The organism is Streptomyces sp. SudanB182_2057, from assembly GCF_964272715.1.
Classification (GTDB): domain Bacteria; phylum Actinomycetota; class Actinomycetes; order Streptomycetales; family Streptomycetaceae; genus Streptomyces; species Streptomyces rubradiris.
The window spans coordinates 1,649,596-1,674,642 of sequence record NZ_OZ186798.1 but is presented as its reverse complement, the minus strand read 5'-3'; the positions used below and the strand labels follow the sequence as shown (position 1 = coordinate 1,674,642).

21 protein-coding genes are annotated in these 25,047 nt (G+C 72.0%); 16 read left to right on the top strand and 5 right to left on the bottom strand.

The genetic code is table 11. From position 1 onward, the window contains the following. The first annotated feature begins 212 nt into the window (after nucleotides 1-212). From ACSURM_RS06990 to ACSURM_RS06970, 5 genes are all read left to right on the top strand, one after another. Nucleotides 213-1,550 (top strand): 6-phospho-beta-glucosidase, encoded by a 1,338-nt coding sequence (locus ACSURM_RS06990; protein WP_436954079.1) that lies wholly within the window; start codon nucleotides 213-215, stop codon nucleotides 1,548-1,550. Nucleotides 1,551-1,740: 190 nt separating this feature from the next. Further along, nucleotides 1,741-2,439, top strand: a complete 699-nt coding sequence (locus ACSURM_RS06985) for a hypothetical protein (RefSeq protein ID WP_436954078.1) — start codon at nucleotides 1,741-1,743, stop codon at nucleotides 2,437-2,439. A 223-nt stretch (nucleotides 2,440-2,662) separates the two neighbouring features. Next, a complete protein-coding gene (locus tag ACSURM_RS06980; RefSeq protein ID WP_436954077.1) occupies nucleotides 2,663-3,274 on the top strand; it encodes a LuxR C-terminal-related transcriptional regulator in 612 nt (203 codons plus the stop codon). Nucleotides 3,275-3,392: 118 nt separating this feature from the next. Then, a complete protein-coding gene (locus ACSURM_RS06975; protein WP_436954076.1) occupies nucleotides 3,393-4,079 on the top strand; it encodes a DUF5819 family protein in 687 nt (228 codons plus the stop codon). After that, nucleotides 4,076-5,281, top strand: a complete 1,206-nt coding sequence (locus ACSURM_RS06970; protein WP_436954075.1) for an HTTM domain-containing protein — start codon at nucleotides 4,076-4,078, stop codon at nucleotides 5,279-5,281. The genes ACSURM_RS06975 and ACSURM_RS06970 overlap by 4 nt, the downstream gene beginning before the upstream one ends. Before the next feature lie 81 nt (nucleotides 5,282-5,362). Here ACSURM_RS06970 and ACSURM_RS06965 read toward each other — a convergent pair whose 3' ends face one another. Together ACSURM_RS06965 and ACSURM_RS06960 are read right to left on the bottom strand one after the other, a co-directional pair. Continuing rightward, nucleotides 5,363-6,484, bottom strand: a complete 1,122-nt coding sequence (locus ACSURM_RS06965; protein WP_436954074.1) for an ATP-grasp domain-containing protein — start codon at nucleotides 6,482-6,484, stop codon at nucleotides 5,363-5,365. 174 nt (nucleotides 6,485-6,658) lie between these two features. Continuing rightward, the gene (locus tag ACSURM_RS06960) at nucleotides 6,659-8,176 is read right to left on the bottom strand and encodes an MFS transporter (protein WP_436954073.1); all 1,518 of its coding nucleotides are present in this window, start codon (nucleotides 8,174-8,176) and stop codon (nucleotides 6,659-6,661) included. Nucleotides 8,177-8,557: 381 nt separating this feature from the next. Here ACSURM_RS06960 and ACSURM_RS06955 point away from each other — a divergent pair, with 381 nt between their 5' ends. Continuing rightward, on the top strand, nucleotides 8,558-9,463 hold the full coding sequence (locus ACSURM_RS06955; RefSeq protein WP_436954072.1) for a metallophosphoesterase family protein: 906 nt from the start codon (nucleotides 8,558-8,560) through the stop codon (nucleotides 9,461-9,463). Further along, nucleotides 9,411-10,109: a 4'-phosphopantetheinyl transferase family protein gene (locus ACSURM_RS06950; RefSeq protein ID WP_436954071.1), complete on the top strand. Its 699-nt coding sequence runs from the start codon at nucleotides 9,411-9,413 to the stop codon at nucleotides 10,107-10,109. The genes ACSURM_RS06955 and ACSURM_RS06950 overlap by 53 nt, the downstream gene beginning before the upstream one ends. 78 nt (nucleotides 10,110-10,187) lie before the next feature. Here ACSURM_RS06950 and ACSURM_RS06945 read toward each other — a convergent pair whose 3' ends face one another. After that, nucleotides 10,188-10,415 carry a hypothetical protein gene (locus ACSURM_RS06945; RefSeq protein ID WP_436954069.1) on the bottom strand — a complete coding sequence of 76 codons (228 nt, stop codon included), beginning with the start codon at nucleotides 10,413-10,415 and terminating at the stop codon, nucleotides 10,188-10,190. 217 nt (nucleotides 10,416-10,632) lie between these two features. Further along, nucleotides 10,633-11,289: a helix-turn-helix domain-containing protein gene (locus tag ACSURM_RS06940; protein ID WP_181798509.1), complete on the bottom strand. Its 657-nt coding sequence runs from the start codon at nucleotides 11,287-11,289 to the stop codon at nucleotides 10,633-10,635. Between the two features lie 243 nt (nucleotides 11,290-11,532). On the opposite strand from ACSURM_RS06940, the gene ACSURM_RS06935 reads away from it, so the two are divergent. The 7 genes from ACSURM_RS06935 (at nucleotide 11,533) to ACSURM_RS06905 (ending at nucleotide 20,529) form a co-directional block, all read left to right on the top strand. After that, a complete protein-coding gene (locus ACSURM_RS06935; RefSeq protein WP_436954068.1) occupies nucleotides 11,533-12,204 on the top strand; it encodes an MmyB family transcriptional regulator in 672 nt (223 codons plus the stop codon). Between the two features lie 99 nt (nucleotides 12,205-12,303). Beyond that, nucleotides 12,304-13,302 (top strand): LacI family DNA-binding transcriptional regulator, encoded by a 999-nt coding sequence (locus tag ACSURM_RS06930; protein WP_436954067.1) that lies wholly within the window; start codon nucleotides 12,304-12,306, stop codon nucleotides 13,300-13,302. A gap of 129 nt (nucleotides 13,303-13,431) precedes the next feature. Further along, nucleotides 13,432-14,784 carry an ABC transporter substrate-binding protein gene (locus tag ACSURM_RS06925; RefSeq protein ID WP_436954066.1) on the top strand — a complete coding sequence of 451 codons (1,353 nt, stop codon included), beginning with the start codon at nucleotides 13,432-13,434 and terminating at the stop codon, nucleotides 14,782-14,784. A 5-nt stretch (nucleotides 14,785-14,789) separates the two neighbouring features. Beyond that, nucleotides 14,790-15,740 (top strand): carbohydrate ABC transporter permease, encoded by a 951-nt coding sequence (locus tag ACSURM_RS06920; protein ID WP_436954065.1) that lies wholly within the window; start codon nucleotides 14,790-14,792, stop codon nucleotides 15,738-15,740. After that, nucleotides 15,737-16,618, top strand: coding sequence for a carbohydrate ABC transporter permease (locus tag ACSURM_RS06915; protein ID WP_436954064.1), 882 nt, complete (start codon nucleotides 15,737-15,739; stop codon nucleotides 16,616-16,618). The genes ACSURM_RS06920 and ACSURM_RS06915 overlap by 4 nt, the downstream gene beginning before the upstream one ends. Nucleotides 16,619-16,652: 34 nt before the next feature. Continuing rightward, nucleotides 16,653-18,257 carry a glycoside hydrolase family 13 protein gene (locus ACSURM_RS06910; RefSeq protein ID WP_436954063.1) on the top strand — a complete coding sequence of 535 codons (1,605 nt, stop codon included), beginning with the start codon at nucleotides 16,653-16,655 and terminating at the stop codon, nucleotides 18,255-18,257. A 97-nt stretch (nucleotides 18,258-18,354) separates the two neighbouring features. Then, complete coding sequence (locus tag ACSURM_RS06905; protein WP_436954062.1) at nucleotides 18,355-20,529, top strand: galactose-binding domain-containing protein; 2,175 nt, start codon at nucleotides 18,355-18,357, stop codon at nucleotides 20,527-20,529. A 40-nt stretch (nucleotides 20,530-20,569) separates the two neighbouring features. Here the strand turns inward: ACSURM_RS06905 and ACSURM_RS06900 are convergent, their stop codons facing one another. Next, on the bottom strand, nucleotides 20,570-21,856 hold the full coding sequence (locus ACSURM_RS06900) for an MFS transporter (protein WP_436954061.1): 1,287 nt from the start codon (nucleotides 21,854-21,856) through the stop codon (nucleotides 20,570-20,572). Between the two features lie 169 nt (nucleotides 21,857-22,025). On the opposite strand from ACSURM_RS06900, the gene ACSURM_RS06895 reads away from it, so the two are divergent. Both ACSURM_RS06895 and ACSURM_RS06890 read left to right on the top strand, forming a co-directional pair. After that, the gene (locus ACSURM_RS06895) at nucleotides 22,026-24,074 is read left to right on the top strand and encodes a phosphocholine-specific phospholipase C (RefSeq protein ID WP_436954060.1); all 2,049 of its coding nucleotides are present in this window, start codon (nucleotides 22,026-22,028) and stop codon (nucleotides 24,072-24,074) included. A 66-nt stretch (nucleotides 24,075-24,140) separates the two neighbouring features. Then, nucleotides 24,141-24,995, top strand: a complete 855-nt coding sequence (locus tag ACSURM_RS06890; protein ID WP_436954059.1) for a phospholipid scramblase-related protein — start codon at nucleotides 24,141-24,143, stop codon at nucleotides 24,993-24,995. The last annotated feature ends 52 nt before the right edge of the window (nucleotides 24,996-25,047 follow it).

Here is a 25,047-nt window from a genome sequence, read left to right as displayed (position 1 = left end):
GTCCTCTCGGCGGGTCGCGTGCGGCGGCCGTCACCGGCGGTCGGCAGGCGCCACCGGTGGGCGTGACCGGTGGCTGTCCCGGGCTGCCGGGAGGCCACCGTCCGTCGGGCGGCCACCCGGTGACCGGCCGGCGGTCCGACCGTCCGGCCGCCGGTCTGCTACAAGGGTGCGGCAGGGGAAACAGGGGTGCCGGAGCGATGAAGGGTGCGGGCGTGAAGCTGACGATTCTGGGCGGTGGCGGGTTCCGGGTGCCGCTGGTGTACGGGGCGCTGCTGGCCGACCGCGGCGAGGGGCGGGTCACCGAGGTGGTGCTGCACGATCTGGACGACCGCCGGCTGCGGGCGGTCTCCCGGGTGCTGGCGGAGCAGGCCGAGGGGGTTCCCGACGCGCCCGTGGTGTCCGCCACCACCGACCTCGACGAGGCCCTGCGCGGCGCCGCCTTCGTCTTCTCCGCGATCCGCGTCGGCGGTCTTCAGGGCCGGGCGGAGGACGAGCGGGTCGCGCTCGCGGCGGGGGTGCTGGGCCAGGAGACCGTCGGTGCGGGCGGCATCGCCTACGGACTGCGCACGGTCCCCGTCGCCGTGGACATCGCCCGCCGGGTGGCCCGGCTCGCCCCGGACGCCTGGGTCATCAACTTCACCAACCCGGCCGGTCTGGTCACCGAGGCCATGGCCCGCCACCTCGGTGACCGGGTCATCGGCATCTGCGACTCGCCGGTGGGCCTCGGCCGCCGCATCGCCCGGGTCCTCGGCGCCGACCCGAGGCACGCCTTCGTCGACTACGTCGGCCTCAACCACCTCGGCTGGGTGCGCGCCCTGCGCGTCGGCGGACGGGACGAACTTCCCCGGCTGCTGGGCGATCCCGCGCTGCTCGGCTCCTTCGAGGAAGGCCGGCTGTTCGGCACCGACTGGCTGCGGTCGCTCGGCGCGATCCCCAACGAGTACCTGCACTACTACTACTTCAACCGGGAGACCGTCCGCGCCTACCAGCAGGCCGAGCGGACCCGCGGCGCCTTCCTGCGCGACCAGCAGGCCCGGTTCTACGCCGAGGCGGCCGACCCGGGCGTCTCCGCCCTGCGCGCCTGGGACCGTACCCGCGCCGAGCGGGAGGCGACGTACATGGCGGAGAACCGGGAGAGCGCCGGTGCCGGCGAACGCGAGGAGGAAGACCTGTCCGGCGGCTACGAGAAGGTCGCGCTCGCCCTGATGCGGGCCATCGCCCGGGACGAGCGGGCCACGCTGATCCTCAACGTCCGCAACCGCTCGACCCTCCACGTCCTCGACGCGGACGCCGTCGTCGAGGTCCCGTGCCTGGTGGACGCGGGCGGCGCGCACCCCCTGGCCGCCGATCCGCTGCCCGGCCACGCCACCGGTCTGGTGTGCGCCGTGAAGAACGTCGAACGGCAGGTGCTGTCCGCGGCGGAGTCGGGTTCCCGGGCCACCGCGGTCAAGGCGTTCGCCCTGCATCCGCTGGTGGACTCCGTGAACGTCGCCCGCCAGCTGGTGGAGGAGTACGCCGCCGCGCACCCCGGACTGGGGTATCTGAAGTAGCGGAGCCGACGGGTATTTTCCGCGAGGTCCGGCGGTTCCGCCTCCTGAGTGGGCCGGTATTTCTACCCCTTGAAAACTCCGTCCGAGCCGGGTGAGGCTGCTGTGGGGGAGCAATCAGGGGGTGTGCCGGCGGGTGCCAGCAGCCACGGTGGTCTCTGCTCGGCTTTTCACTCACGGATGGGGACGACTGATGAAGAAGCAGATCGCGGCGACCGCCATAGTGGGCGCGGTGCTCGCCGGCGGGATTTCCATGGCCACCTCGTCGACCGACGCGGCTCCCGCGCGGAAAGACATAACGTGCACCGCGTCGCCGTTCGCCGGCGGCCGGATCGCGATATCGGGAAGTGGATTCCCGGACGGTGAGACGGTCACCGCGAGAAATTCCGCAGGGGCCTCGGTGGGTACGTTCACCACGACACCCGGCGGCTTCTTCGAATTCACCGGGCTTCCGAACGACACGTACACGGTGACATCCAAGTTCGCCAAGGTGACCTGCGCGAAGCTCGCCGAGCGCGAGGACCGGGGCGGACAGCAGCAGCAACAGCAGGGGGGCCGGGGCGGTCAGCAACAGCAGCAACAGCAACAGCAACAGCAGCAACAGCAGCAGCAACAGCAGCAGCAGCAACAGCAGCAGCAGCAACAGCAGCAGCAACAGCAGCAGCAGCAGCAACAGCAGCAGCAGCAACAGCAGCAGCAGCAACAGCAGCAGCAGCAGCAGCAACAACAGCAGCAGCAACAGCAACAGCAACAGCAGCAGCAACAGCAGCAGGGCGGCGGCGGTCAGCAGCAACAGCAGGGCGGCGGAGGTCAGCAACAACAACAAGGCGGCGGAGGTCAGCAGCAACAGCAGGGCGGCGGAGGTGGTCAGCAACAGCAGCAGCAGGGCTGACGGGCGACGCGTCCGCCTCCCCGGCACCGGCCTCGGCCCCGGCCTCCGCACGGAGACGCCGGGGCCGTCGTGTGCCCGGGCCGGACGGGGCCCGTGCGCCCGCCTGGCCCACTGGGCGTGCCCCGGGACGGGACTGTGACCACTCTGGGATCCGACGGCATGACGGCAGGCCGTCGGACCCCGTCGCCCGCCGCGTGGCGGTCGGCTACGCCCTGGAGCCCGTATGGACGCACCACTGACCCCCATCAGCGTCATCTGCGACTGCCCGCTGATCGCCCACGGCCTGACACGCGTGATCGAGCCCGAACCGGATCTGCGGATCGTGACCTCGGTCGGGAAGGTGGGCGACTACCGCGATCGGGGGAGCCGCGGCGAGGTCGTCCTGCTGAACGTCCAGCTGTCCGCCTGGGAGGCGTCCAGCGTCGTCTCCCGGCTGCACCGCAAGGGACACGCGGTCATCGTGCTGGCATTCTCCGAGAAACAGTCGGACGCCGTGCTGTGCATCGAGGCCGGGGCCCGCGGTTATCTGGGCCACAGAATCGGGGAAACGGAATTGCTGACGGCCATCCGTGCCGTGGCCGCCGGGAGCAGTTATTTCTCCGCCGACCTCGACGGCCGGGTCCTGCCCGCGCCGCCACCGCGGCTCACCGACCGGGAACGGCAGATTCTACGGCTTCTCGCCGACGGCGCCACGGACCGGGAAATCGCCGTCGCGCTGCACATCACCGAGAATACGGTGCACTCGCACCTGGACCGGTTGCGCAGCAAGAGCGGATTCCATCGCAGGGCGGATCTGACCCGGCTGGCGCTGCGGTACGGCCTGACCGGTGAATGAGGACGACGCGGAAAGGGGCCGTTGCGCCCCTTTCCGCCCGGCCGGCGCCGGAGAACCGTATGCGGCCGACCGCACCCGCACCGCTCCTGGAAACGCCAGGCGGCCTCCTGACACCCAGGTGCTGCCGAAGGGGCGGCCGGACCCCGGGGACCGCGCGCCGGGAGACCGCGCCGACGGCTCGGGCGGGCTGTCCGGTCTCTCGCCGGTCTCGCTGTGGGTCATCGCGCTCACGGCGGTGGCCGTCGTCGCCGGGGCCGCCGTGCACCTGGCGGTGGTCTTCCTCGCCATCGCTCCGCCGAACCACCTGTCCCAGCGGCACGCCACCGGCATCAGCCGGTACCTCGGTCCGGAGTTCGCCCAGCAGTGGAAGCTCTTCGCCCCCAACCCGTCGACGGCGAACACCCATGTGCACGCGCGCGCACAGGTCGAGATGCCCGACGGAACCCTCTCCACCACCCGGTGGCTGGACCTGACCGCGCAGGACGAGACCCGGATCGCACACCATCCGCTGCCCGGTCAGGCGTACCAGAACCAACTGCGCGTCGCCTGGAACAACTTCATCGGATCGCTCGACGGCCAGGGCCGCCCCACCGGCCTGTACGGAAGCCTCATGCGGCAGTACCTGGTGCGCATCGCCGTCCGGCGACTCGGCCCGCGGGTCGGCGGCGGCACCGTACGCCGTGTCCAGCTCCGCTCGGCCGTCACGCCGGTGCCCGCGCCCCCGTGGAGCCGGCAGTACGCCGACACCAGGACGAGCCACCTCGTCCAGCCGTGGTGGACCGTCAGGGCGGAGGACGTCGGATGACCGCATACCCCTCGGCGCCGCCCGGCCGCCCCTCCGGACCGCCCGGTCCGGCACCGCTGTCGCCCGGCTTCGCCACGGCCGTGCGGCGCGGCCTGGCACGGATCGCCGCCGAGCCCTTCGCGCCGTACCAGGCCGCCGCCCTCCGGATCGGCCTCGCGCTGACCTGGCTCGCCCTGCTGCTGCGCGAGGGGGTGGACCGCGCCGAGCTGTACGGCCCGGACGGCTCGTGGAGCTGGGACATGGGTCGGCGGTGGAACGCCACGACCCACGCCTTCACCGCCCTGCTGTGGTACGACGGCCGGCCGTGGTTCGAGGCCGTCTACGCGGCGGCGGTCGTCGCGTCGGTGATGCTGCTCCTCGGCTGGCGGACCCGGACCGCCGCGCTGCTCTTCATGATCGCCGTGATGGCGGTCCAGAACCGCAACCCCTTCGTGGGCAACGGCGGCGACAACCTCCTCCACATCATGGCGATCTACCTGGTGTTCACCCGCTGCGGCGCGGTCTGGTCGCTGGACGCGCGCCGTGCCGCGAAGGGCCGGGACCACGGCCCCGACACGACCGGGATCGTCCTGTGGGTGTGCTTCGCCGCCGTACTCGCCCTGGTCACCGGGCTGGGCCGGCTCGGTGCGGGCTGGGCGTGGCCGCTCTGGGCCTTCCTCGCCGCGCAGCTGGTGGGGTGGCTGGTACGGCGCCGCGCGCCCTGGGAACCGCGCACCGTCCTGACCATGGCCGGCAACGTCGTGCACGCCGGGGCGATGCTGGTCGTCGCGGTCCAGATCTGCCTGATCTACTCGTCCTCCGGCTGGTACAAGATCCAGGGCTCCCTGTGGCAGGAGGGCACGGCGCTGTACTACGCGCTGCACATCGGCAATGTCACGCCGTGGCCCGCCCTGTCGCGGGCCGTCGCCGGCCACGGCCTGGTCGTCCTGCTGCTGAGCTACGGCACGGTCATCGCCGAAGTCGCCTTTCCCTTCCTGCTGTTCGACCGTCGCACCCGCACCGCGATCGTGATGGTCATGATGGCGATGCACGCGGGGATCGGGACGCTGCTCGGCCTGCCGTTCTTCTCGCTGGCGATGATCGTGGCGGACACGGTCTTCCTGCCGGCCTCCGTACTGCGCCGGCTGGGCGACCGTGTGACGCGCGCGGCCCGCCGGACGCGCACCGCCCTGCTCCGCCCGATCCGCGCGCCGGCCGGCTGAGCAGCCCGGACCCGCGTCCGCCGACTCGAAACCCTCCTCGGGAAACCCTCCGGGCGGACGGCGGGAGTTTGACGACAGGACCTAGAGCGGCAGCACCTCGCCCGCCGGGGCCGTGCGCACGGGCGCCGGCGCCGTCGGGAGCGCCATCTCCGCGGGCTCCTGCCGATGCCGGGCGAGCCCGGCGGGCAGCAGCGGACGCGGTCCCGCCAGCACCGTGTAGTCCTGGCCGAGGAACGGCGGTTCGATCACCCCGGGGTCGTCACCCAGCGCGAGCCGTACCGCCGCCCAGGGCGCGTTCACCCCACAGAGCGAGAGCTGGTGCAGCCCGCCGGCGGGCCTGGTGTTGACGTCCAGCAGCACCGGGCGGTCGCCGAGCATCCGGAACTGGATGTTGGACAGATGGTGCAGGCCGAAGCCCTCCGCGATCAGCCGGGCCGGTGCCAGCCACCGCTCGTCCAGGGTGAAGCCCCGGCGGCGGCCGTTCTTGGTGCGGCCGATGACGAGCCGTACCCGGTTGTCCGTCCCGGTCAGGCAGTCGACGGACACCTCCGGCTCCGCCAGCCGGGGCATCACCAGCCAGTCCACGGGCTCCCCGGACCGCCGTAGCGCGTCGAGCACCGCGTCCAGCCGCACATACGGGCCGGGGAAGCCGCTCAGCTCCGGCAGGGACACGGGCGACCGGGTGATCACCCGGAAGCCGGCCCCGCCCGCCCCGGCGGCCGGCTTGACGCACGCCTGATGCCCGGACTCCTCCAATTCCTCGACGGCACTGAGAAGTTGGTCGGCCGTCCGGACCCGCCACCACGGCGGCACCGGGACACCCACCGAGCGCACCGCCTCGTACCCGATCGCCTTGTTCTCGAACACGGCGACCGCCTCGGGCGTCGGCGCCAGCAGCGCCGTACCGGCCGCCGCGAACTCCGCCCGGTGCGCCACGATCGCGGCCTGGTGCAGCCGGGGCACGAACACGTCGATGCCGCGCCGGGCGCACTGGTCGAGCGCGTATTCGACGTACGCGGCCGGGGACAGGCCCTCCGGCTCCAGCTCGGCGGTGTCGGCGGCGGCCAGCACCGGCGAGTCCGGGTCACCGTGCGTGGCATGGATCTCGACCGCCCGGTCACCGGGATTTCTCCGCAGCTGATCCATGAAGAACACATTCTCCGCGTACGTGCGGTTGAGCCAGACGCGTACGCGAGAGAGCATGCAGGCCGCCTTTCGGTGTGCGGGCAGGGCGGAGCGGCCCGTGCCCGGGCAGGTGCGTGAGAGGGTCACCGAACGGCCCTGGGGGAGAGGGAGTCGGGGCGCCGGTGTCGGGCCGATCATACGGCCAACCGGAGCCCCTCGCGCATCCTGCCGGTGCGGGTCCCCGCGCGTGTTTCAGTGGTTCCCGGTCGCCGTCGCCTCCTCGGTGACGGGGACGGGCGCGGCGGCCCCCGCCGAGGGCTCCGGCGAGCCGGTGACCGGGGCGCCGGCGGCCTGGGCGCGCGGAAGCCACAGCACGATCAGCAGGCCGAGGGCCATGCCTGCCGCGGTGAGCAGGACGACCAGGAACTCCCCGTCCGCGGTGGCGGCCCGCAGCGCCTGCCCGGTCTTGCCGCCGGTGCCGGCGTCGGCGATCGCGGTGAGCACGGCCAGGCCGATGGCGTTGCCCAGGTTGAGGGTGGTGGAGGCCATGCCGTTGGCGATGCCCTGCTCGCCGGGCGCGACCTTGGTGGCGGCGGCGATCCACATGGACGTCCACACGATGCCCTGGCCCACCCCGGAGACGATCAGCCCGGGTACGGCGATGCCGTAACCGGCGTCCGCGTCGAAGCCGAGGGAGAGGGCCGCGGTGCCCACCGCGCCGATCAGGAAACCCGTGATCAGCGTGGTGCGTGCGCCCAGCCGGGTGGTCATGCGCTCGCCGAGCTGGGTGCCGGCGGCGATGGCGACGGAGGGCACGAGGAAGGCGAGCCCGGTCTCCAGGGCGCTGAAGCCGTGCACCGACTGCAGCAGCACGGTGAGGAAGTAGGGCAGGGTGCCGAACGTGGCCATGTACAGGAACGTCACCGTGATGGCCACGCTCAGGCTGCGGTTGCGGAACAGGCGGAACGGCATCAGCGGGTCGGCGCTGCGGGACTCGATCGCGGCGAACGCGGCGAGGCACACCACGGCGGCGGCCGCCGCCCCGATGACCGCCGGCGCGCCCCAGCCCCACTCCGGGCCCTCGACCAGCGCGAAGACGAGCAGGGTGGCGCCGGCGGTGACGGTCAGGGCGCCGGGCAGGTCGAACCGGCGGCCCGCGCCGCCCGCCGGGTCGCGCGGGATCACGAACACGGCGGCCAGGGCCACGAGCCCGGCCAGCGGTACGTTGACGAAGAACACGGCGGGCCAGCCGAATGCCTCGGTGAGCACACCGCCCAGCAGCGCGCCGACGGTCAGGCCGCTGGCCCCGGCCCCGCCCCACACGGCGAGCGCCCGGTTCCGCTTGGGGCCCTCCTCGAACAGGGTGTTGATCAGCGACAGCGTGGACGGCAGCAGCAGCGCGCCGCCGATGCCCTGCACCGCCCGCGCGGCGACGATGACCTCCGGGCTGCCCGCCAGCCCGCCGGCCAGCGAGGAGACGGCGTACACGGACAGCGCGAGCACGAAGATCCGGCGCCGGCCGAGCAGATCGGCGGCCCGGCCGCCGAGCAGCAGGAAGCCACCGGCGAAGACCACGTAGGCGCTGACGACCAGTTGCTGGGTCTGGCCGGGGAAGTCCAGGTCGGCGCCGATGTCGGGCAGGGCGACGAACACGATGTTCAGGTCGAGGGAGAAGATCAGCTGCGCCAGCGCCAGCAGCGCCAGGCTCCAGCCCGGCCGGGTCCGGCCGGGTCCGGTCGGCCGCGGGTGCGGCCCGGGGGAGGGGGACATGGTCGGCCCTTCGGGTCATGGGCAGGGCGGCCCGGCTCACCAAAACAGTTCGTATAATTGCGTACTGTCGAACTTTCGCTCAACGGGGCCATCGGTATCCGGCCACACCGGCGTCGGCCGCGGGGGCCCGTACGGTCCGGTGCCGGATCTGAACGCGCGCCTGGCCGGGCGGTCGCGTTACCGTGGAGCGGTGATCCCGCACGACCCGGACCCGGCAGGGAATCCGGTCCGGGAATCTCCTCCACGGTGACCGGAAAACGACCGTGATCCGCCAAGTGGCCGCACGAGCCGGGAAGTTGCCGCCCGGCCGGAAGACTCTTGTCGCGGGCAGGGTCGGTGTGTTCTTGTGGTGCCATCGGATGATCGGAAGGGGTGTGCGGGGTGGAGTCGACGGCCGGCGCCGGACAGCTGCTCGCCATCAGCGACCTGCACATCGGCTATCCGGACAACCGCGCCCTCGTGGAGGGCATGCGGCCCGAGAGCGACGAGGACTGGCTGATCGTGGCCGGCGACGTCGCCGAGACCGTGGCCGACATCCGCTGGGCCCTCGGCACGCTCGCGCGCCGCTTCCGCAAGGTGCTGTGGGTGCCCGGCAACCACGAGCTGTGGACCCACCCCCGGGACGAGGTCACCCTGCGCGGCGTCGCCCGCTACGAACACCTGGTCGAGGTCTGCCGGGAACTGGGCGTCGTCACCCCCGAGGACCCCTATCCCGTGTGGCGCGGCGCCGGCGGCCCGGCCGTCGTCGCCCCGCTGTTCCTGCTCTACGACTACTCGTTCCTGCCGGCCGGCTGCGCCACCAAGGCGGAGGGCCTCGCCTACGCGGAGAGCACGGGCATCGTCTGCAACGACGAGTACCTGCTGCACCCCGACCCCTACCCGACCCGTGAGGCATGGTGCCGGGCCCGGGTCGCCGAGACCGAGCGCCGGCTGGCCGAGCTGCCCGATGACCTCCCGACCGTGCTGGCCAACCACTACCCGCTGGACCGGCACCCCACCGAGATCCTCTGGCACCCCGAGTTCGCCATGTGGTGCGGCACCGGGCTGACCGCCGACTGGCACCGCCGGTTCCGGGTCGCCACCATGGTCTACGGCCATCTGCACATCCCCCGCACCACCTGGCACGACGGAGTCCGCTTCATGGAGGTCTCCGTGGGTTACCCCCGCGAATGGCGCAAGCGACCGGACCCGCCGGGAAGGCTGCGCCGCATCCTGCCGATGGAGGTCGAAGCAGGTGATCGAGGAGCTGCTCCCGGAGTCGGTCGTGGCCGTGGAGGCGCACACTGACGACCCGCTGTGGGAGACCCCGCTCTACCCGGCGGAGGAGGCGCTCGTCGTGCGCGCGGTGGCCAAGCGGCGCCGTGAGTTCGCCGCCGTGCGCGGCTGTGCCCGGCGCGCCATGGAGAAGCTCGGCGTGCCGCCGCAGGCCGTGCTCAGCGGCGAGCGGGGCGCCCCGCTGTGGCCGGACGGGGTGGTCGGCAGCATGACCCACTGCGAGGGCTACTGCGCCGCCGCGCTGGTCCGCGCCGGTGACCTCGCCTCCCTCGGCATCGACGCCGAGCCGCACGGACCGCTCCCGGAGGGCGTCGGCGACGCGGTGTTCCTGCCCGCCGAGTCCGCGCGGCTCGACGAGCTGGCCCTGCGCCGGCCCGCCGTGCACTGGGACCGGCTCCTGTTCAGCGCCAAGGAGTCCGTCTACAAGGCGTGGTTCCCGCTCACCCGCAAGTGGCTCGACTTCTCCGAGGCCGACATCACCCTGCACCCGGACACCGGCGGCGAGTCGTACGGCACCCTGCGCGCCGAACTCCTCGTGCCCGGGCCCCTGGTCGGCGGCCGACGCCTCCAGACCTTCGAGGGACGGTGGATCGTCAGGGACGGAGTGGCGGCGACATCGGTCGTCGTACCGCACGCGTCCCCGGCACCGAGTACCTGACGGCCGGCGGACCGCGTACCCCGCGCGCCCGTATGCCTGTGTGCCCCGGCGCCGGGCGCCGCGCGTGCCGACGGGCCGTCAGGCGGGCGGGTACCAGTCGCGCAGCAGGCGGAAGAACTCCGCCTCGTTGCCCGCCAGTCCGGCGTGCGCCAGCGCATGTTCGGCCTCGGCGAGCACCGCGGGCGGCACGACGGCGGGCCGGCCGGTCTCCGGCGGCGCGTCGAGGGCGGCGCGCACCGTGTGGAGCAGCCGCAGATACGCCTGGACGGCGGTGCGCTCACGATCGGTCAGTACGGCGGTGGGCATCGGTCGGCTCTCCCCGGGTAGGCGTCACGGTCGCGCGCCCTGCGGCGCCGTGCACCGCGTCCGGCGGCGCACACCCCCAGCTTGCCGCCCGCCACTGACAATCCCGTCCGGCTCGGCCGGTGTTCGCCCGCTCAGCGCAGGCGCGAGGAGGAAACGGCGGCACCCGGGCGTGCAGTACGGCCCGTCATCGGCGGGTGTCAGGACCCCGCCGCCCGATTCACGACTCGGGCCGCTTCACGCTCTCCAGCAGCATGTCCAGCCACTCCGCGACCTTGTCCCGGTGCTGGTCGGTGGGCAACTGCGCGGCCCGCCAGGCGATTCCGCGCACCCCGTGGTCCTGCAGCAGCCGCTCCAGCGGATCCTCCGCGGCCTCGACATCGGCCCGTTCCCGGTCCGCGAGCTTCTGCAGCAGCTCCTGCTCGACGCGTTGTAACGCGCCCGCCAACGCCTCGGGGTCCTCCGCGGTGAGGAAGCCCGCGTGCACCCGGAAGAAGCGCTGCAGCGCGTCGCAGTGCTCCATGGTGGGCCGCCGGTCGCCGTTGATGAGGGCGCCGGCCTGCTGCCGGGACATGCCCGCGCCGTCGGCGATCTCCTGCTGGGTGTACCGGCGTCCGCCCGGTTTCAGCCGGGTGCGGCGCAACAGGTCCAGGCGCTGCAGGAAACGCGCCTGGACGTCCGGTTCGCCCGCCGGCCGTCCGCTGAGCAGGGCCCTGACCACCGGCTCGGGCACCCCGCAGGCGATGGAGAGCCGCCCGACGTCGAAGACCTCGGCGTGCGGTACGCCGAGGCGGTCGGCGAGCGCGGTGACGCGGGCGACGACGGCCGGCAGCTGGGCGGTCGCCGAGGCGCCCGGATCCTCGTAGCCATCCGTCACCGACAGAACTCCTACGTCTCTAAAGAGGGCTTCAGGTGCGTCCGTGCTTCTCACGAGCGGTCGCCGTGAACTTCCCGGAGAGTAGCCCGTGTCCGGAACCCACATCCAGGTGTCGCCACAACTGTGGCGAATTTCAGCCGTCAACCGGCACGAAATGCCACGATAGTTGACACGACTCTTGCCTGGGCAGCAGGATCGCATCGCCGCGTGAAAGGCCGCAGAGGCAAGAGGGGTGACCTCCCGATGGCACATCAGGCAGGAGGGCAGCGGCCGGCACCGCGGCCCGTCCCCGACACTTGCGACACCCGGGCGTACCTCCAGGACTACGGGGCGCTGCTGGAGTACATGTCGTGCCCGTCCCTGGTCGTCGACCACCAGTGGAACGTGGTCATGGCGAACCGGGCGTTCGAGACGCTGTTCCGTGACGTGCGCCCGCACGAGACGGCCATGCCGGGGGTGAACTTCCTGCGGTTCGTGCTGTTCCACCCGGACGCGGGCCGGGTCCTCGGCGAGCACGAGGCGGCCTGGTGCCTGCCGATGCTGGCCCAGTTGCGCACCGCGCTGGAGGCGTACGCCCACGATCACGAACTCCAGGCCGTGCGCCGGGAGATCGCCCAGGATCCGATCATGGAGGCGGCCTACCGGCACGGCCTGCCGCACTGGATCCGCGCCGTCGGCGAGGCCGCGACCCGGCTCGACGGTGCCGTGCGCCTCCTGCACCACCCGGACCCGCGCCACGGGCGCACCGAGTGCCGCATCGTGGAGGAGGCGCCGCAGCCGCTGCGGGAGCTGGGCTACCGGCGCCTGACGATGGTGCTGCGCGAGCCCCGCCGCCCCACCGCACCGGTACGCCGCCCCCGCCGGACCCGCGGCACCACCTCCCACCTCACAGCGGTCCCGACGTCCGAGGGGTGACCTGCCCTCGGGCGTCGGGGGGCGACTTGGCCGTGCCTCCCCCTCCACCCCGCCGCACTTACGCAAGTGGCTTGCAACGCTTGCGCTACGCTTGCGTTCATGACGCGACGACTTGCGGAAGTGGCCAAGAAGGTCGGGGTCAGCGAGGCCACCGTCAGCCGGGTGCTCAATGGCAAACCCGGGGTCTCGGACGCCACCCGGCAGGCGGTGCTGACGGCTCTCGACGTGCTCGGCTACGAGCGTCCCACCCAGCTGCGCGGCGAACGCGCCCGGCTCGTCGGCCTGGTCCTGCCCGAGCTGCAGAACCCCATCTTCCCGGCGTTCGCCGAGGTCATCGGCGGAGCCCTGGCGCAGCTCGGGCTGACCCCGGTGCTGTGCACCCAGACCAAGGGCGGGGTCTCGGAGGCGGACTACGTCGAGCTGCTGCTCCAGCAGCAGGTCTCCGGTGTCGTGTTCGCCGGCGGCCTGTACGCCCAGGCCGACGCGCCGCACGACCACTACCGGCTGCTCGCCGCGCGCAACATCCCGGTCGTGCTGGTCAACGCGGCCATCGAACACCTCGGCTTCCCGGCCGTGTCCTGCGACGACGCCGTGGCCGTCGAGCAGGCGTGGCGGCACTTGGCCTCCCTCGGTCACGAGCGCATCGGCCTGCTCCTCGGCCCCGGCGACCACGTCCCCTCGGCCCGCAAACTCGCCGCCGCCCGGGCGATCGCCGGCGACCTGCCGGAGGAGTGCGTCGCGCGGGCCATCTTCTCCCTCGAGGGCGGGCACGCCGCCGCCTCCCGGCTGATCGACCGGGGCGTCACCGGCATCATCTGCGCCTCCGACCCGCTGGCCCTCGGCGCCGTCCGGGCGGCCCGCCGCAAGGGGTACGACGTCCCGGGCCGGGTCTCCGTCGTGGGCTACGACGACTCGGCGTTCATGAACTGCACCGAACCCCCGCTGACCACCGTCCGCCAGCCCATCGAGGCCATGGGACGCGCCGCCGTGGAACTGCTGAACGCGCAGATCGGAGGCACCGCCGTACCCGCCGAGGAGCTGCTGTTCGAACCGGAACTGGTGGTACGGGGATCCACCGGGCAAGCCCCCCGGGACTGAGCCACCGGAGAATCCGACTCCCTGTCGAATAATTACAAAGCCTGCGCGACATCTTGCGGTCGGATGTCGGCGGTGCTTGAGTGTGCGGCGCCCACCGCTCCTGCCACGCGTGTCATGAGGGGTCCACCGATGAGACACACCGGGTTCCGCCGTACCGTCGTCGCGATCGGCGTCTGCTGCTCCCTCGCCCTCGCCGCCACCGCCTGCGGGTCCGGTGCCGACGGGGCGGCGAGCGGCAAGACCCGTATCACCGTCAACTGCGAGCCGCCCAGGAGCGCCAAGGTCGACCGCGCCTTCTTCGAAGAGGACACCGCCGCCTTCGAACAGGCCCATCCGGACATCGACGTCGTCGCCCACGACGCCTTCCCCTGCCAGGACCCGAAGACCTTCGACGCCAAACTCGCCGGCGGCCAGATGGAGGACGTGTTCTACACGTACTTCACCGACGTCCGGCACGTCGTGGACCTGGGCCAAGCCGCCGACCTCACCCCGTACCTGAAGGAACTGAAGAGCTACGACAGCATCCAGAAGCAGCTGCGGGACATCTACACCGTCGACGGAAAGGTCTACGGCATCCCGCGCACCGGCTACTCCATGGGGCTGATCTACCACCGCGCCCTGTTCCGTGAGGCCGGACTCGACCCCGACCGGCCCCCGACGACCTGGGCCGAGGTCCGCGCCGCCGCCCGGAAGATCGCCGCCCTCGGCGACGGCACGGTCGGCTACGCCGACTACAGCGCCCAGAACCAGGGCGGCTGGCACTTCACCGCCGAGCTGTACGCGCACGGCGGTGACGTCGTCAGCGCCGACGGCAAGAGGGCCACCATCGACACCCCCGAGGGCCGCGCCGTACTGCGGAACCTGCACGACATGCGGTGGACCGACGACTCGATGGGCGGCAAACAGCTCCTCGTCATCAACGACGTGCAGCAGATGATGGGTTCGGGCAGGCTCGGCATGTACCTCGCCGCCCCCGACAACATCCCGATCCTGGTCAAGGAGAAGGGCGGCGACTACCAGGACCTCGCCCTGGCCCCCATGCCGGGCGGCCACGCCACCCTCATCGGCGGCGACGGCTACATGTTCCGGAAGAAGGCCACGCCCGCCCAGATCCGCGCCGGCCTGAAGTGGCTCGACCACATGTTCCTCACCCCGGGCAAGGGCTTCCTCGGCGACTACGCCCGCGCCAAGAAGCACGGCGCCCCCGTCGGCCTGCCCGAACCGCGCCTGTTCACCGGCGCTGCGGACGCCACCGACCAGCGGATGAAACAGGCCAACGCCAACGTCCCGGTGGAGAACTACCGGACGTTCCTCGACGGCAACGCCGCGCTCCGGCTCAAGACCGAGCCGCCGCACGCCCAGCAGATCTACTCCGTCCTCGACGGCACCGTCTCCGCCGTCCTCACCCAGGAGGACGCCGACATCGATCAGCTCCTCGAGGAGGCGTCCGGCAAGATCGACAGCATCCTGGCCCGGGACTGACCGCCATGACGAAGACGGCCGAGCGACGGCCCGTCGCCCACCCGCCCGTCCCCGCGCTCCCGGCACCCGACCCGGCCGGGCGCCGCCGGCGCTGCCTGGCCGACCAGGCCCGCGCCCACGGCTTCCTCCTCGGCGGCCTGCTCTGCTTCGCCCTGTTCTCCTGGTACCCGGCGATCCGCGCGGTCGTCATCTCCTTCCAGAGGTACACCCCGGGCTCACCGCCAAAGTGGGCCGGCACCGCCAACTTCACCCGCGTCCTCGACGACCCCGAGTTCGCCGACGCCTGGCGCAACACCCTCACCTTCACCCTGCTGGCGCTGCTCATCGGCTTCGCGGTCCCCTTCGTGCTCGCGCTCGTCCTGAACGAACTGCGGCACGCCAAAGCCTTCTTCCACGTGGTGGTCTACCTGCCGGTGATGATCCCGCCGGTGGTCAGCGCCCTGCTGTGGAAGTGGTTCTACGACCCGGGAGCCGGCCTCGCCAACGAGGCCCTGCGCCTGCTGCACCTGCCCACCTCCAACTGGACGAACGGCACCGACACCGCGCTGGTCTCCCTGGTGCTCGTCGCCACCTGGGCCAACATGGGCGGCACCGTCCTCATCTACCTCGCCGCGCTCCAGTCCATCCCCGGCGAGCTGTACGAGGCGGCCGAACTGGACGGCGCGAGCCTCCTCCAGCGCGTGCGGCACGTCACGATCCCACAGACCCGGTTCGTGATCCTGATGCTGATGCTTCTTCAGATCATCGCCACCATGCAGGTGTTCACCGAACCGTTCGTCATCACCGGCGGCGGACCGGAGAACTCCACCGTCACCGTGCTCTACCTCATTCACAAATACGCCTTCCTCTACAACGACTTCGGCGGCGCCTGCGCCCTCAGCGTCATGCTCCTGGTCCTGCTCGGCGCCTTCTCCGCCCTGTATCTGCGGCTCACCCGCACCGAGGGGGACACATGACCCCGGGCACCCGCACCCTGCTCTCCCCGGCCGCCCTCGCCCGTCCGCGCGGAAAGGCCCTCTACTGGACGGTGTTCACCGCCGTCGTGATCCTCTTCGCGCTCGCCTTCCTCTTCCCCGTGTACTGGATGGTGACCGGCGCCCTGAAGTCGCCCGACGAGGTGGCCCGCACCCCGCCCACCCTGCTGCCCGAACACTGGCACCCCGGCGGCTACACCGACGCCTGGGAGCTGATGGAGCTGCCGCGGCACCTGGGGAACACCCTCGTCCAGGCGGCCGGCGCCTGGGCCTTCCAACTGGTGTTCTGCACCGCCGCCGCCTACTCCCTGTCCAAGCTGCGACCGGCGTTCGGCAAGGTGGTCCTCGGCGGCATCCTCGCCACCCTCATGGTCCCGGCGCAGGCGCTGGTCGTCCCCAAGTACCTGACCGTCGCCGACCTGCCGCTGATCCACACCAGCCTGCTCAACGACCCCCTCGCCGTCTGGCTGCCCGCGGTCGCCAACGCCTTCAACCTCTACCTGCTCAAACGCTTCTTCGACCAACTGCCGCGCGATGTGCTGGAGGCCGCCGAGATCGACGGCGCCGGAAAGCTCCGCGTCCTGTGGTCCGTCGTGCTGCCTATGTCCCGGCCGGTGCTCGGCGTGGTGTCGATCTTCGCCCTGGTCGCCGTCTGGCAGGACTTCCTGTGGCCGCTGATGGTCTTCTCCGACACCGGCAAGCAGCCGATCAGCGTGGCCCTGGTGCAGCTGTCGCAGAACGTCCAGCTCACCGTGCTCATCGCCGCCATGGTGATCGCCAGCGTCCCGATGGTGGCGCTCTTCCTCGTCTTCCAGCGGCACATCATCGCCGGGATCGGCGCGGGCAGCACCAAGGGCTGACGCCGCCGCCCCGTCCACAGAAAGGTCACGCCCCGTGGGACAGCCCACCCCTGCCCGGAAAGACCCCGACTGGTGGCGCGACGCCGTCATCTACCAGGTGTACGTCCGCAGCTTCGCGGACGGCGACGGCGACGGCACCGGCGACCTCGCGGGCGTCCGCGCCCGGCTGCCGTACCTCGCCGAACTCGGCGTGGACGCCCTGTGGTTCACCCCCTGGTACCTGTCGCCCCTGAAGGACGGCGGCTACGACGTCGCCGACTACCGGACAGTCGACCCGGCCTTCGGCACCCTCGCCGAGGCGGAGAAACTCATCGCCGAGGCCGCCGGGCTGGGCATCCGCACGATCGTCGACATCGTGCCCAACCACGTCTCCGACCAGCACCCCTGGTTCCGGGCCGCGCTGGCCGCCGGGCCCGGCAGCCCCGAGCGGGAGCTGTTCCACTTCCGGCCCGGACGCGGCCCGCACGGCGAACTCCCGCCCAACGACTGGCCCTCGCAGTTCGCCGGCTCCACCGAACCGGTGTGGACCCGGCTGCCCGACGGCGACTGGTACCTGCACCTGTTCACCCCCGAACAACCCGACCTCAACTGGGCCCACCCGGCCGTCCGCCGGGAACACGAGGAGATCCTGCGCTTCTGGTTCGAGCGGGGCGTCGCGGGCGTCCGCATCGACTCGGCGGCCCTGCTCGCCAAGGACCCGGACCTCCCCGACCTCGCCGCACACCCCGAGCCCCACCCCTTCCTCGACCGCGACGAACTCCACGACATCTACCGCTCCTGGCGGCGCGTGGCCGACGCGTACGACGGCGTCTTCGTCGGCGAGGTCTGGCTCCCCGACCCCGAGCGCTTCGCCCGCTACCTGCGCCCCGACGAACTCCACACCGCCTTCAACTTCTCCTTCCTCACCTGCCCCTGGGACGCCGGCCGGCTGCGCGCCGCGATCGACACCACCCTCGCCGAGCACGCCCCCGTCGGCGCCCCGGCCACCTGGGTGCTGTGCAACCACGACGTCACCCGCACCGTCACCCGCTACGGCCGCGCGGACACCGCCTTCGACTTCGCCACCAAGGCCTTCGGCACCCCGGCGGACCTCGCGCTCGGCACCCGGCGGGCCCGGGCCGCCGCCCTGCTGTCGCTGGCGCTGCCCGGCGCGGTCTACCTCTACCAGGGCGAGGAACTGGGCCTGCCGGAGGCCGACATCCCGCTCCACCGCATCCAGGACCCGATGCACTTCCGCTCGGGCGGCACCGACCCCGGCCGCGACGGCTGCCGGGTCCCGCTGCCCTGGGCCGCCGGCCTGCCGTACGCCGGCTTCGGCTCCCGCGAGGAGCCGTGGCTGCCACAGCCGGCCGACTGGCCGTCGTACGCGGTCGACCGCCAGCGACGGGACCCGCACTCCATGCTCTCCCTCTACCGCACGGCCATCGCCCTGCGCCGCGTGTTCGGCGACGGCCCCCTGACCTGGCTGCCCGCCCCCGACGGCGGGCTCGCCTTCGCCCGCGCGGACGCACTGTGCGTGGTCAACCTCTCGGCCACGCCCGCCCCGCTCCCCGCGCACTCCCGGCCCCTGCTCACCAGCGGCCCCCTGGACCACACCGGCCGGCTGCCCCAGGACACGGCGGCCTGGCTGCGCGCCTGAGCCACGCCCCCACGCACCACCGCGCTCCGCGCGCCCGCGCCAGACCCCCACGCACCACCGCGCTGTCCCACGCACCCCACCACGAAGGGAACGGCACATGCACAGCAGCACCGCCGGACAGCTCCGGCGCATCCCGGCCATCGGGGCGGTCGTCGCCCTCACCGCCGGCATGCTCGTCACCCTCGCCCCGGCCGCCCACGCGGCGGCGGGCGCCACGCTCCCCTTCACCTCCGTGGAGGCCGAGTCGGCGAGCGGCAACGGCACCCGTATCGGGCCCGACCACACGCAGGGCACACTCGCCTCGGAGGCATCCGGCCGGCAGGCCGTCCGGCTGGCCCCCGGGCAGCGGGTGGAGTTCACCGTGCCGCGCACGGCCGACGCGCTCAACGTCGCCTACAGCGTCCCCGACGGCCAGTCGGGCGCGCTGGCCGTGTACGTCAACGGCAGCCGGCTCGCCAAGTCCCTGCCGGTGACCGCCAAGTACTCCTACGTCGACACCGGCTGGATCACCGGCTCCAAGACCCACCACTTCTACGACAACACCCGCATGCTGCTGGGCCGGACCGTCCAGGCCGGCGACAAGGTCGCCGTCGAGGCGACCGGTGTGCAAGTGACCGTGGACGTCGCCGACTTCGAGCTGGCGGCCCCGGCCGCCGGCCAGCCGGCCGGGTCGGTGTCCGTCGTCGCCAAGGGCGCCGACCCCAGCGGCAACGGCGACTCCACCCAGGCGTTCCGGGACGCCATGGCCGCCGCCCAGGGCGGCACGGTCTGGATCCCGCCGGGCGACTACCGGCTCACCTCCTCCCTGAACGGCGTCCAGAAAGTCACCCTCCAGGGCGCCGGCCACTGGTACTCGGTCGTGCACGCCTCCCGCTTCATCGACCAGCCGAACTCCGCCGGCAACGTGCGCGTCAAGGACTTCGCGGTCATCGGCGAGGTCACCGAGCGCGTCGACTCCAGCCCGGACAACTTCGTCAACGGCTCGCTCGGACCCGGCAGTTCGGTGTCGGGCATGTGGCTCCAGCACCTGAAGGTCGGCCTGTGGCTCACGGGTAACAACGACAACCTGGTGGTGGAGAACAACCGCATCCTCGACACCACCGCCGACGGCCTCAACCTGAACGGCAACGCCAAGGGCGTCCGGGTGCGCCACAACTTCCTGCGCAACCAGGGCGACGACGCGCTGGCCATGTGGTCCCTGTACGCCCCGGACACCGACTCGTCCTTCGAGCACAACACCATCTCGCAGCCCAACCTCGCCAACGGCATCGCCGTCTACGGCGGCACCGACATCGCCGTACGCGACAACCTGATCTCCGACACCAACGCCCTCGGCAGCGGCATCGCGATCTCCAACCAGAAGTTCCTCGACCCCTTCCACCCCCTGGCCGGCACCATCACGGTCGACGGCAACACACTGGTGCGCGCCGGTGCCATGAACCCCAACTGGAACCACCCGATGGGCGCGCTGCGCGTCGACTCCTACGACAGCGCCGTCGACGCCACCGTGAACATCACCGACACCACGATCACCGACAGCCCGTACAGCGCCTTCGAGTTCGTCTCCGGCGGCGGGCAGGGCCACCCGGTGCGCAACGTCAACGTCACCGGGGCGAGTGTGCGGAACACCGGGACGGTCGTCGTCCAGGCCGAGGCGCAGGGCGCCGCCGCCTTCAGGAACGTCATTGCCACCCAGGTCGGCGCGGCCGGCGTGTACAACTGCCCCTTCCCGGCGAACTCCGGCTCCTTCACGCTCACTGACGGCGGCGGCAACTCCGGCTGGTCCAGCACCTGGTCCGACTGCTCCACCTGGCCGCGGCCCGGACAGGGCAACCCCGAACCCGACCCGAACCGCAACCTCGCGGGGGGCCGCCCGGCCACAGCGACCGGCTCGCAGGACGTCTACACGCCCGGCAAGGCGGTCGACGGGGACGCGAACTCCTACTGGGAGTCGGCCAACAACGCCTTCCCGCAGTCCTGGACGGTCGACCTCGGCGCGTCCTACGGCGTGCGCCGCGTGGTGCTGAAGCTGCCGCCGTCGGCGGCCTGGGGCGCCCGCACCCAGACCGTCGCGGTGCTCGGCAGCACCGACGGCGCGAACTACACGACGGTGGCCGGCGCCCAGGGCTACCGCTTCGACCCGGCCACCGGCAACACCGCGACCGTGTCCCTGCCCGACGGCGCGCGCCTGCGCCAGCTGCGCCTGACCGTCAGCGCCAACACCGGCTGGCCGGCGGGCCAGTTCGGCGAGGTGGAGGTCTACTCGTCCTGACCGCGCACCGGAGAGCCGCGCCCCCGGCGCGGCTCCCTCCTCAGCGCTCCAGCTCCCCGTGGGCCGTCTCCGGCAGCCGCAGGTACACCAGGGAGGACAGCAGGCAGAGCACGGCGACGTACCAGGGGAAGAGCCCCGAGTGGCCCAGGTCCTTGAACAGCGTGCCGAGGTAAGGGGCCGTACCGCCGAACAGTGCCACGGTGAGCGAGTACGGGAAACCGATTCCGGCCGCGCGCACCCGGGGCGGGAACACCTCGGCGTTGACGGCCGCGCTGATGGACGTGAACCCGGTCAGCAGCACCATGCCCGCGCACTGCACCACGAGCAGCACGGCGAAGGAGTCGCGCAGCGCGTGCAGCAGCGGCACGCACAGCACGGCGAAGCCCACCCCGAAGCCGAGCAGCAGGGGCCGCCGCCCGACCCGATCGGACAGCAGCCCGCCGAGCGGCTGGAGCAGGGCGAAGAAGGCCAGCGAGACGGTGCTGGCGAGCAGCGCGTCCGACTTCGCGACGTCCGCGTTGAGCTCGGCGTACGTCGGCAGGTACGACGTCCAGGTGTAGTAGGCGAGGGTGCCGCCCGCGGTGATGCCGACGATGAGCAGGGACTGGCGCGGATGGCGGCGCAGCGCCTCGAACAGGCCCGGCCGCGGCGCCTGCCGCTGCTCGGCGCTGCGGGTCTCCGCGGCGCCGCGCCGGATCCAGAAGCCGACCAGGCTGAACGCCCCGCCGAGCCAGAACGGCACGCGCCAGCCCCAGCCGTCCATCGAGGGTTCGGCGAGCGTGTTCACGAGCAGGGTGGCGATGCCGGAGGCGACCAGCTGGCCGGCGGTCGTCGAGACGTACTGGAAGCTGGAGAACAGCCCGCGCCGGCCCGGCCCCGCCGACTCCACGAGGAAGGTGGTGGAGGCCGCGAACTCCCCGCCCACCGACAGCCCTTGGAGCAGCCGGGCGACGACCAGCACCACCGGGGCCGCGACGCCCGCCGAGGCGTAGGTCGGGGTCAGGCCCACCAGCAGGCTGCTGCCGCCCATCAGCAGGATGGTGACGGTGAGGGCGGCCCGCCGGCCGCGCCGGTCGGCGACCGCCCCCATGAGCAGCCCGCCCACGGGCCGCATGAAGAAGCCGACCGCGAACACGGCGAACGTCGACAGCAGCGGTACCAGGGAGTTGCCGGTGCCCTTGGGGAAGACCGCGGCGGCGATGTAGGTGGCGAGGAACGTGTAGGCGTACCAGTCGTACCACTCCACGGCGTTGCCCACGGAAGCGGCAACGAGCTGTCGCGCGGATCGCCCGGTCCGCTCCGGTGCCGTCGTCTGCTTGCCTGTCATGATCGCGTCTCTCCCCGGTCGGCGGGTGCCGCACACCTCATGTAGCGATGAGTTCACATCCGTGCCACCGCACCCTTCCCTGACGTTTGACGCTCTTGGAACACTCGCTCCGCGCACATTCCGTCAGCCGGCGGCAATCGTGTACGTCAGGATGAGAGGACCCTCACTCATGCCCGAAGTCAACCGGCGGCGCTTCCTCCAGCTCGCGGGCGCCTCCACGGCGTTCACGGCGCTGGCCGGCAGCATCCAGCGCGCGGCGGCCCTGCCCGCCCGCTACCGCACCGGATCGCTGGACGACGTGGAGCACATCGTCGTCCTGATGCAGGAGAACCGTTCCTTCGATCACTACTTCGGCTCCCTGCGCGGAGTGCGCGGCTTCGGCGACCCCCGCCCGGTCACCCGGAACGGCCGGTCCGTCTGGAAGCAGTCCGACGGCACCAAGGACATCCTGCCCTTCCGCCCCGACGCCGACGACCTGGGCCTGGCCTTCCTCCAGGACCTCCCGCACGGCTGGAACGACGGCCACGCCGCGTTCAACGGCGGCAAGTACGACAAGTGGGTGCCCGCCAAGTCCGCGACGACCATGGCGTACCTGACGCGCGACGACATCCCCTTCCACTACGCGCTCGCGGACGCCTTCACCGTCTGCGACGCCTACCACTGCTCGTTCATCGGCTCCACCGACCCCAACCGCTACTACATGTGGACGGGCTACACCGGCAACGACGGCAAGGGCGGCGGACCGGTCCTCGGCAACGAGGAGAAGGGCTACGGCTGGACGACGTACCCCGAGCGCCTGGAGCAGGCCGGCGTCTCCTGGAAGATCTACCAGGACGTCGGCGACGGCCTCGACGCGAACGGCTCCTGGGGCTGGATCAACGACGCCTACCGCGGCAACTACGGCGACAACTCGCTGCTCTACTTCAACCAGTACCGCACCGCCCAGCCCGGCAGCCCGCTCTACGACAAGGCCCGCACCGGCACCGACGCCCGCAAGGGCGAGGGCTTCTTCGACCGGCTGCGGGCGGACGTCAAGGCGGGCACGCTGCCCCAGGTCTCCTGGATCGTCGCCCCCGAGGCGTTCACCGAACACCCCAACTGGCCCGCGAACTACGGCGCCTGGTACGTCTCCCAGGTCCTGGACGCGCTCACCGCCGACCCCGACGTGTGGGGCAGGACCGCGCTGTTCATCACCTACGACGAGAACGACGGCTTCTTCGACCACGTCATCCCGCCCTACCCGCCGGCCTCCGCCGCCCAGGGCAAGTCGACGGCCGACCCCGCGCCCGACGTGTTCAAGGGCGACAGCGGCCATGTCGCCGGCCCCTACGGGCTCGGCCAGCGGGTGCCGATGCTGGTCGTCTCCCCGTGGAGCAAGGGCGGTTACGTCTGCTCCGAGACCTTCGACCACACCTCGATCATCCGCTTCATCGAGCGCCGGTTCGGCGTCCGGGAGCCCAACATCTCGCCCTGGCGCCGCGCCATATGCGGCGACCTGACGAGCGCCTTCGACTTCTCGCGCCAGGACACCGCGCCGGTGGCGCTGCCCTCCACGGCCGGCTACCGGCCGCCGGACCGGAACCGGCACCCGGACTACGTGCCGAAGCCCCCCGCCCAGGGCGCGCTGCCCCGGCAGGAGCCCGGCAGCCGGCCCACCCGCCCGCTGAAGTACGCCCCGGTGACGGACGGTTCGGCGGACACGGCGGCCGGCAAGTACACGCTCACGTTCGCCTCCGGGGCGGGCGCCGGCGCCGCCTTCCTGGTGACGTCCGACAGCCGCACCGACGGCCCCTGGACGTACACCACCGAGGCGGGCAAGACGGTGTCGGACACCTGGAACTCGGTGTACTCCGGCGGCAACTACGACCTCACCGTGCACGGGCCCAACGGCTTCCTGCGCGTTTTCAAGGGCCGCAACAAGGTGGCCGGCCCCGAGGTCACCGCCCGGCACACGGGCGACGACATCGAGCTGGCCTTCACCAACAAGGGCTCCGGCACGGCACGGCTGAAGGTCACCGACGGTTACGGCGGCAGCCCGCTCACGGTGACGGTGCGGCCCGGCGCCACCGTGCGGCAGACGGTGCGCCTCGCGGCGAGCAAGCGCTGGTACGACCTGACCGTGACCTCGGACGCCGACCCCGCCTTCCTGCGCGGTTTCGCGGGTCATGTGGAGAACGGACAGCCCGGCGTCAGCGACCCGGCGATCGCCACGGGGTGAACGACCGATGAACACCGCTCCGTGCGGACTGGTCAGGTACCGGTCACATCAGGGTAGTGTGCCCCGGTGACCACGCAATCGAACACCCCTGCCGGCTGGTACCCGGATCCGCACGGAGCGCAGAACACGCTGCGTTACTGGGACGGCACGCAGTGGACCGACCACACCAACCCGGCGCAGCAGGCCGCCGGGCAGGTTCCGCCGCAGCAGGCCCCGGCCCAGCAGGCCGCCTTCCCGCAGCAGCAGGCTGCCGCCGCCGACCCCAAGGTCCAGCGCCAGGTGCAGCAGCAGGCCGGTGTCTCGGCCGGCGGCGCCGGCGGCGGCACCCTCTTCACCGAGCCCGTCCTGGTCGTGAACCAGAAGGCCAAGCTCATCGAGCTGACCAACGAGTACAAGGTCATGGACCAGGGCGGCCGGGAGATCGGCTCGGTCACCCAGGTCGGCCAGGGCGTCCTGCGCAAGATCCTGCGCTTCGTCTCCAGCCTGGACCAGTTCCTGACCCACAAGCTGGAGATCCGCGATGCTCACGGCCAGCCGCAGCTGCTGCTGACCCGGCCCGCGAAGATCTTCAAGTCCCGGGTGATCGTGACCCGCCCGGACGGCTCCCCGGTGGGCGAGATCGTCCAGAAGAACATGATCGGCAAGATCAACTTCGCGATGATGGCGAACGGCCAGCAGGTCGGCGCGATCAAGGCGGAGAACTGGCGGGCCTGGAACTTCGCGATCGTCGACCACGCGGACAACGAGGTCGCCCGCATCACCAAGACGTGGGAGGGCCTGGCCAAGACGCTCTTCACGACCGCGGACAACTACGTTCTGCAGATCCACTACCAGCTGCCCGAACCCCTGCTGAGCCTGGTGGTGGCCACGGCGCTGACCGTGGACACCGCGCTCAAGCAGGACTCCCGCGGCTGGGGCTGAGCCGCGGCGGACGCGCGAAGCGGTGCGGCCGGTGCCCGGGGACTCCCCGCGC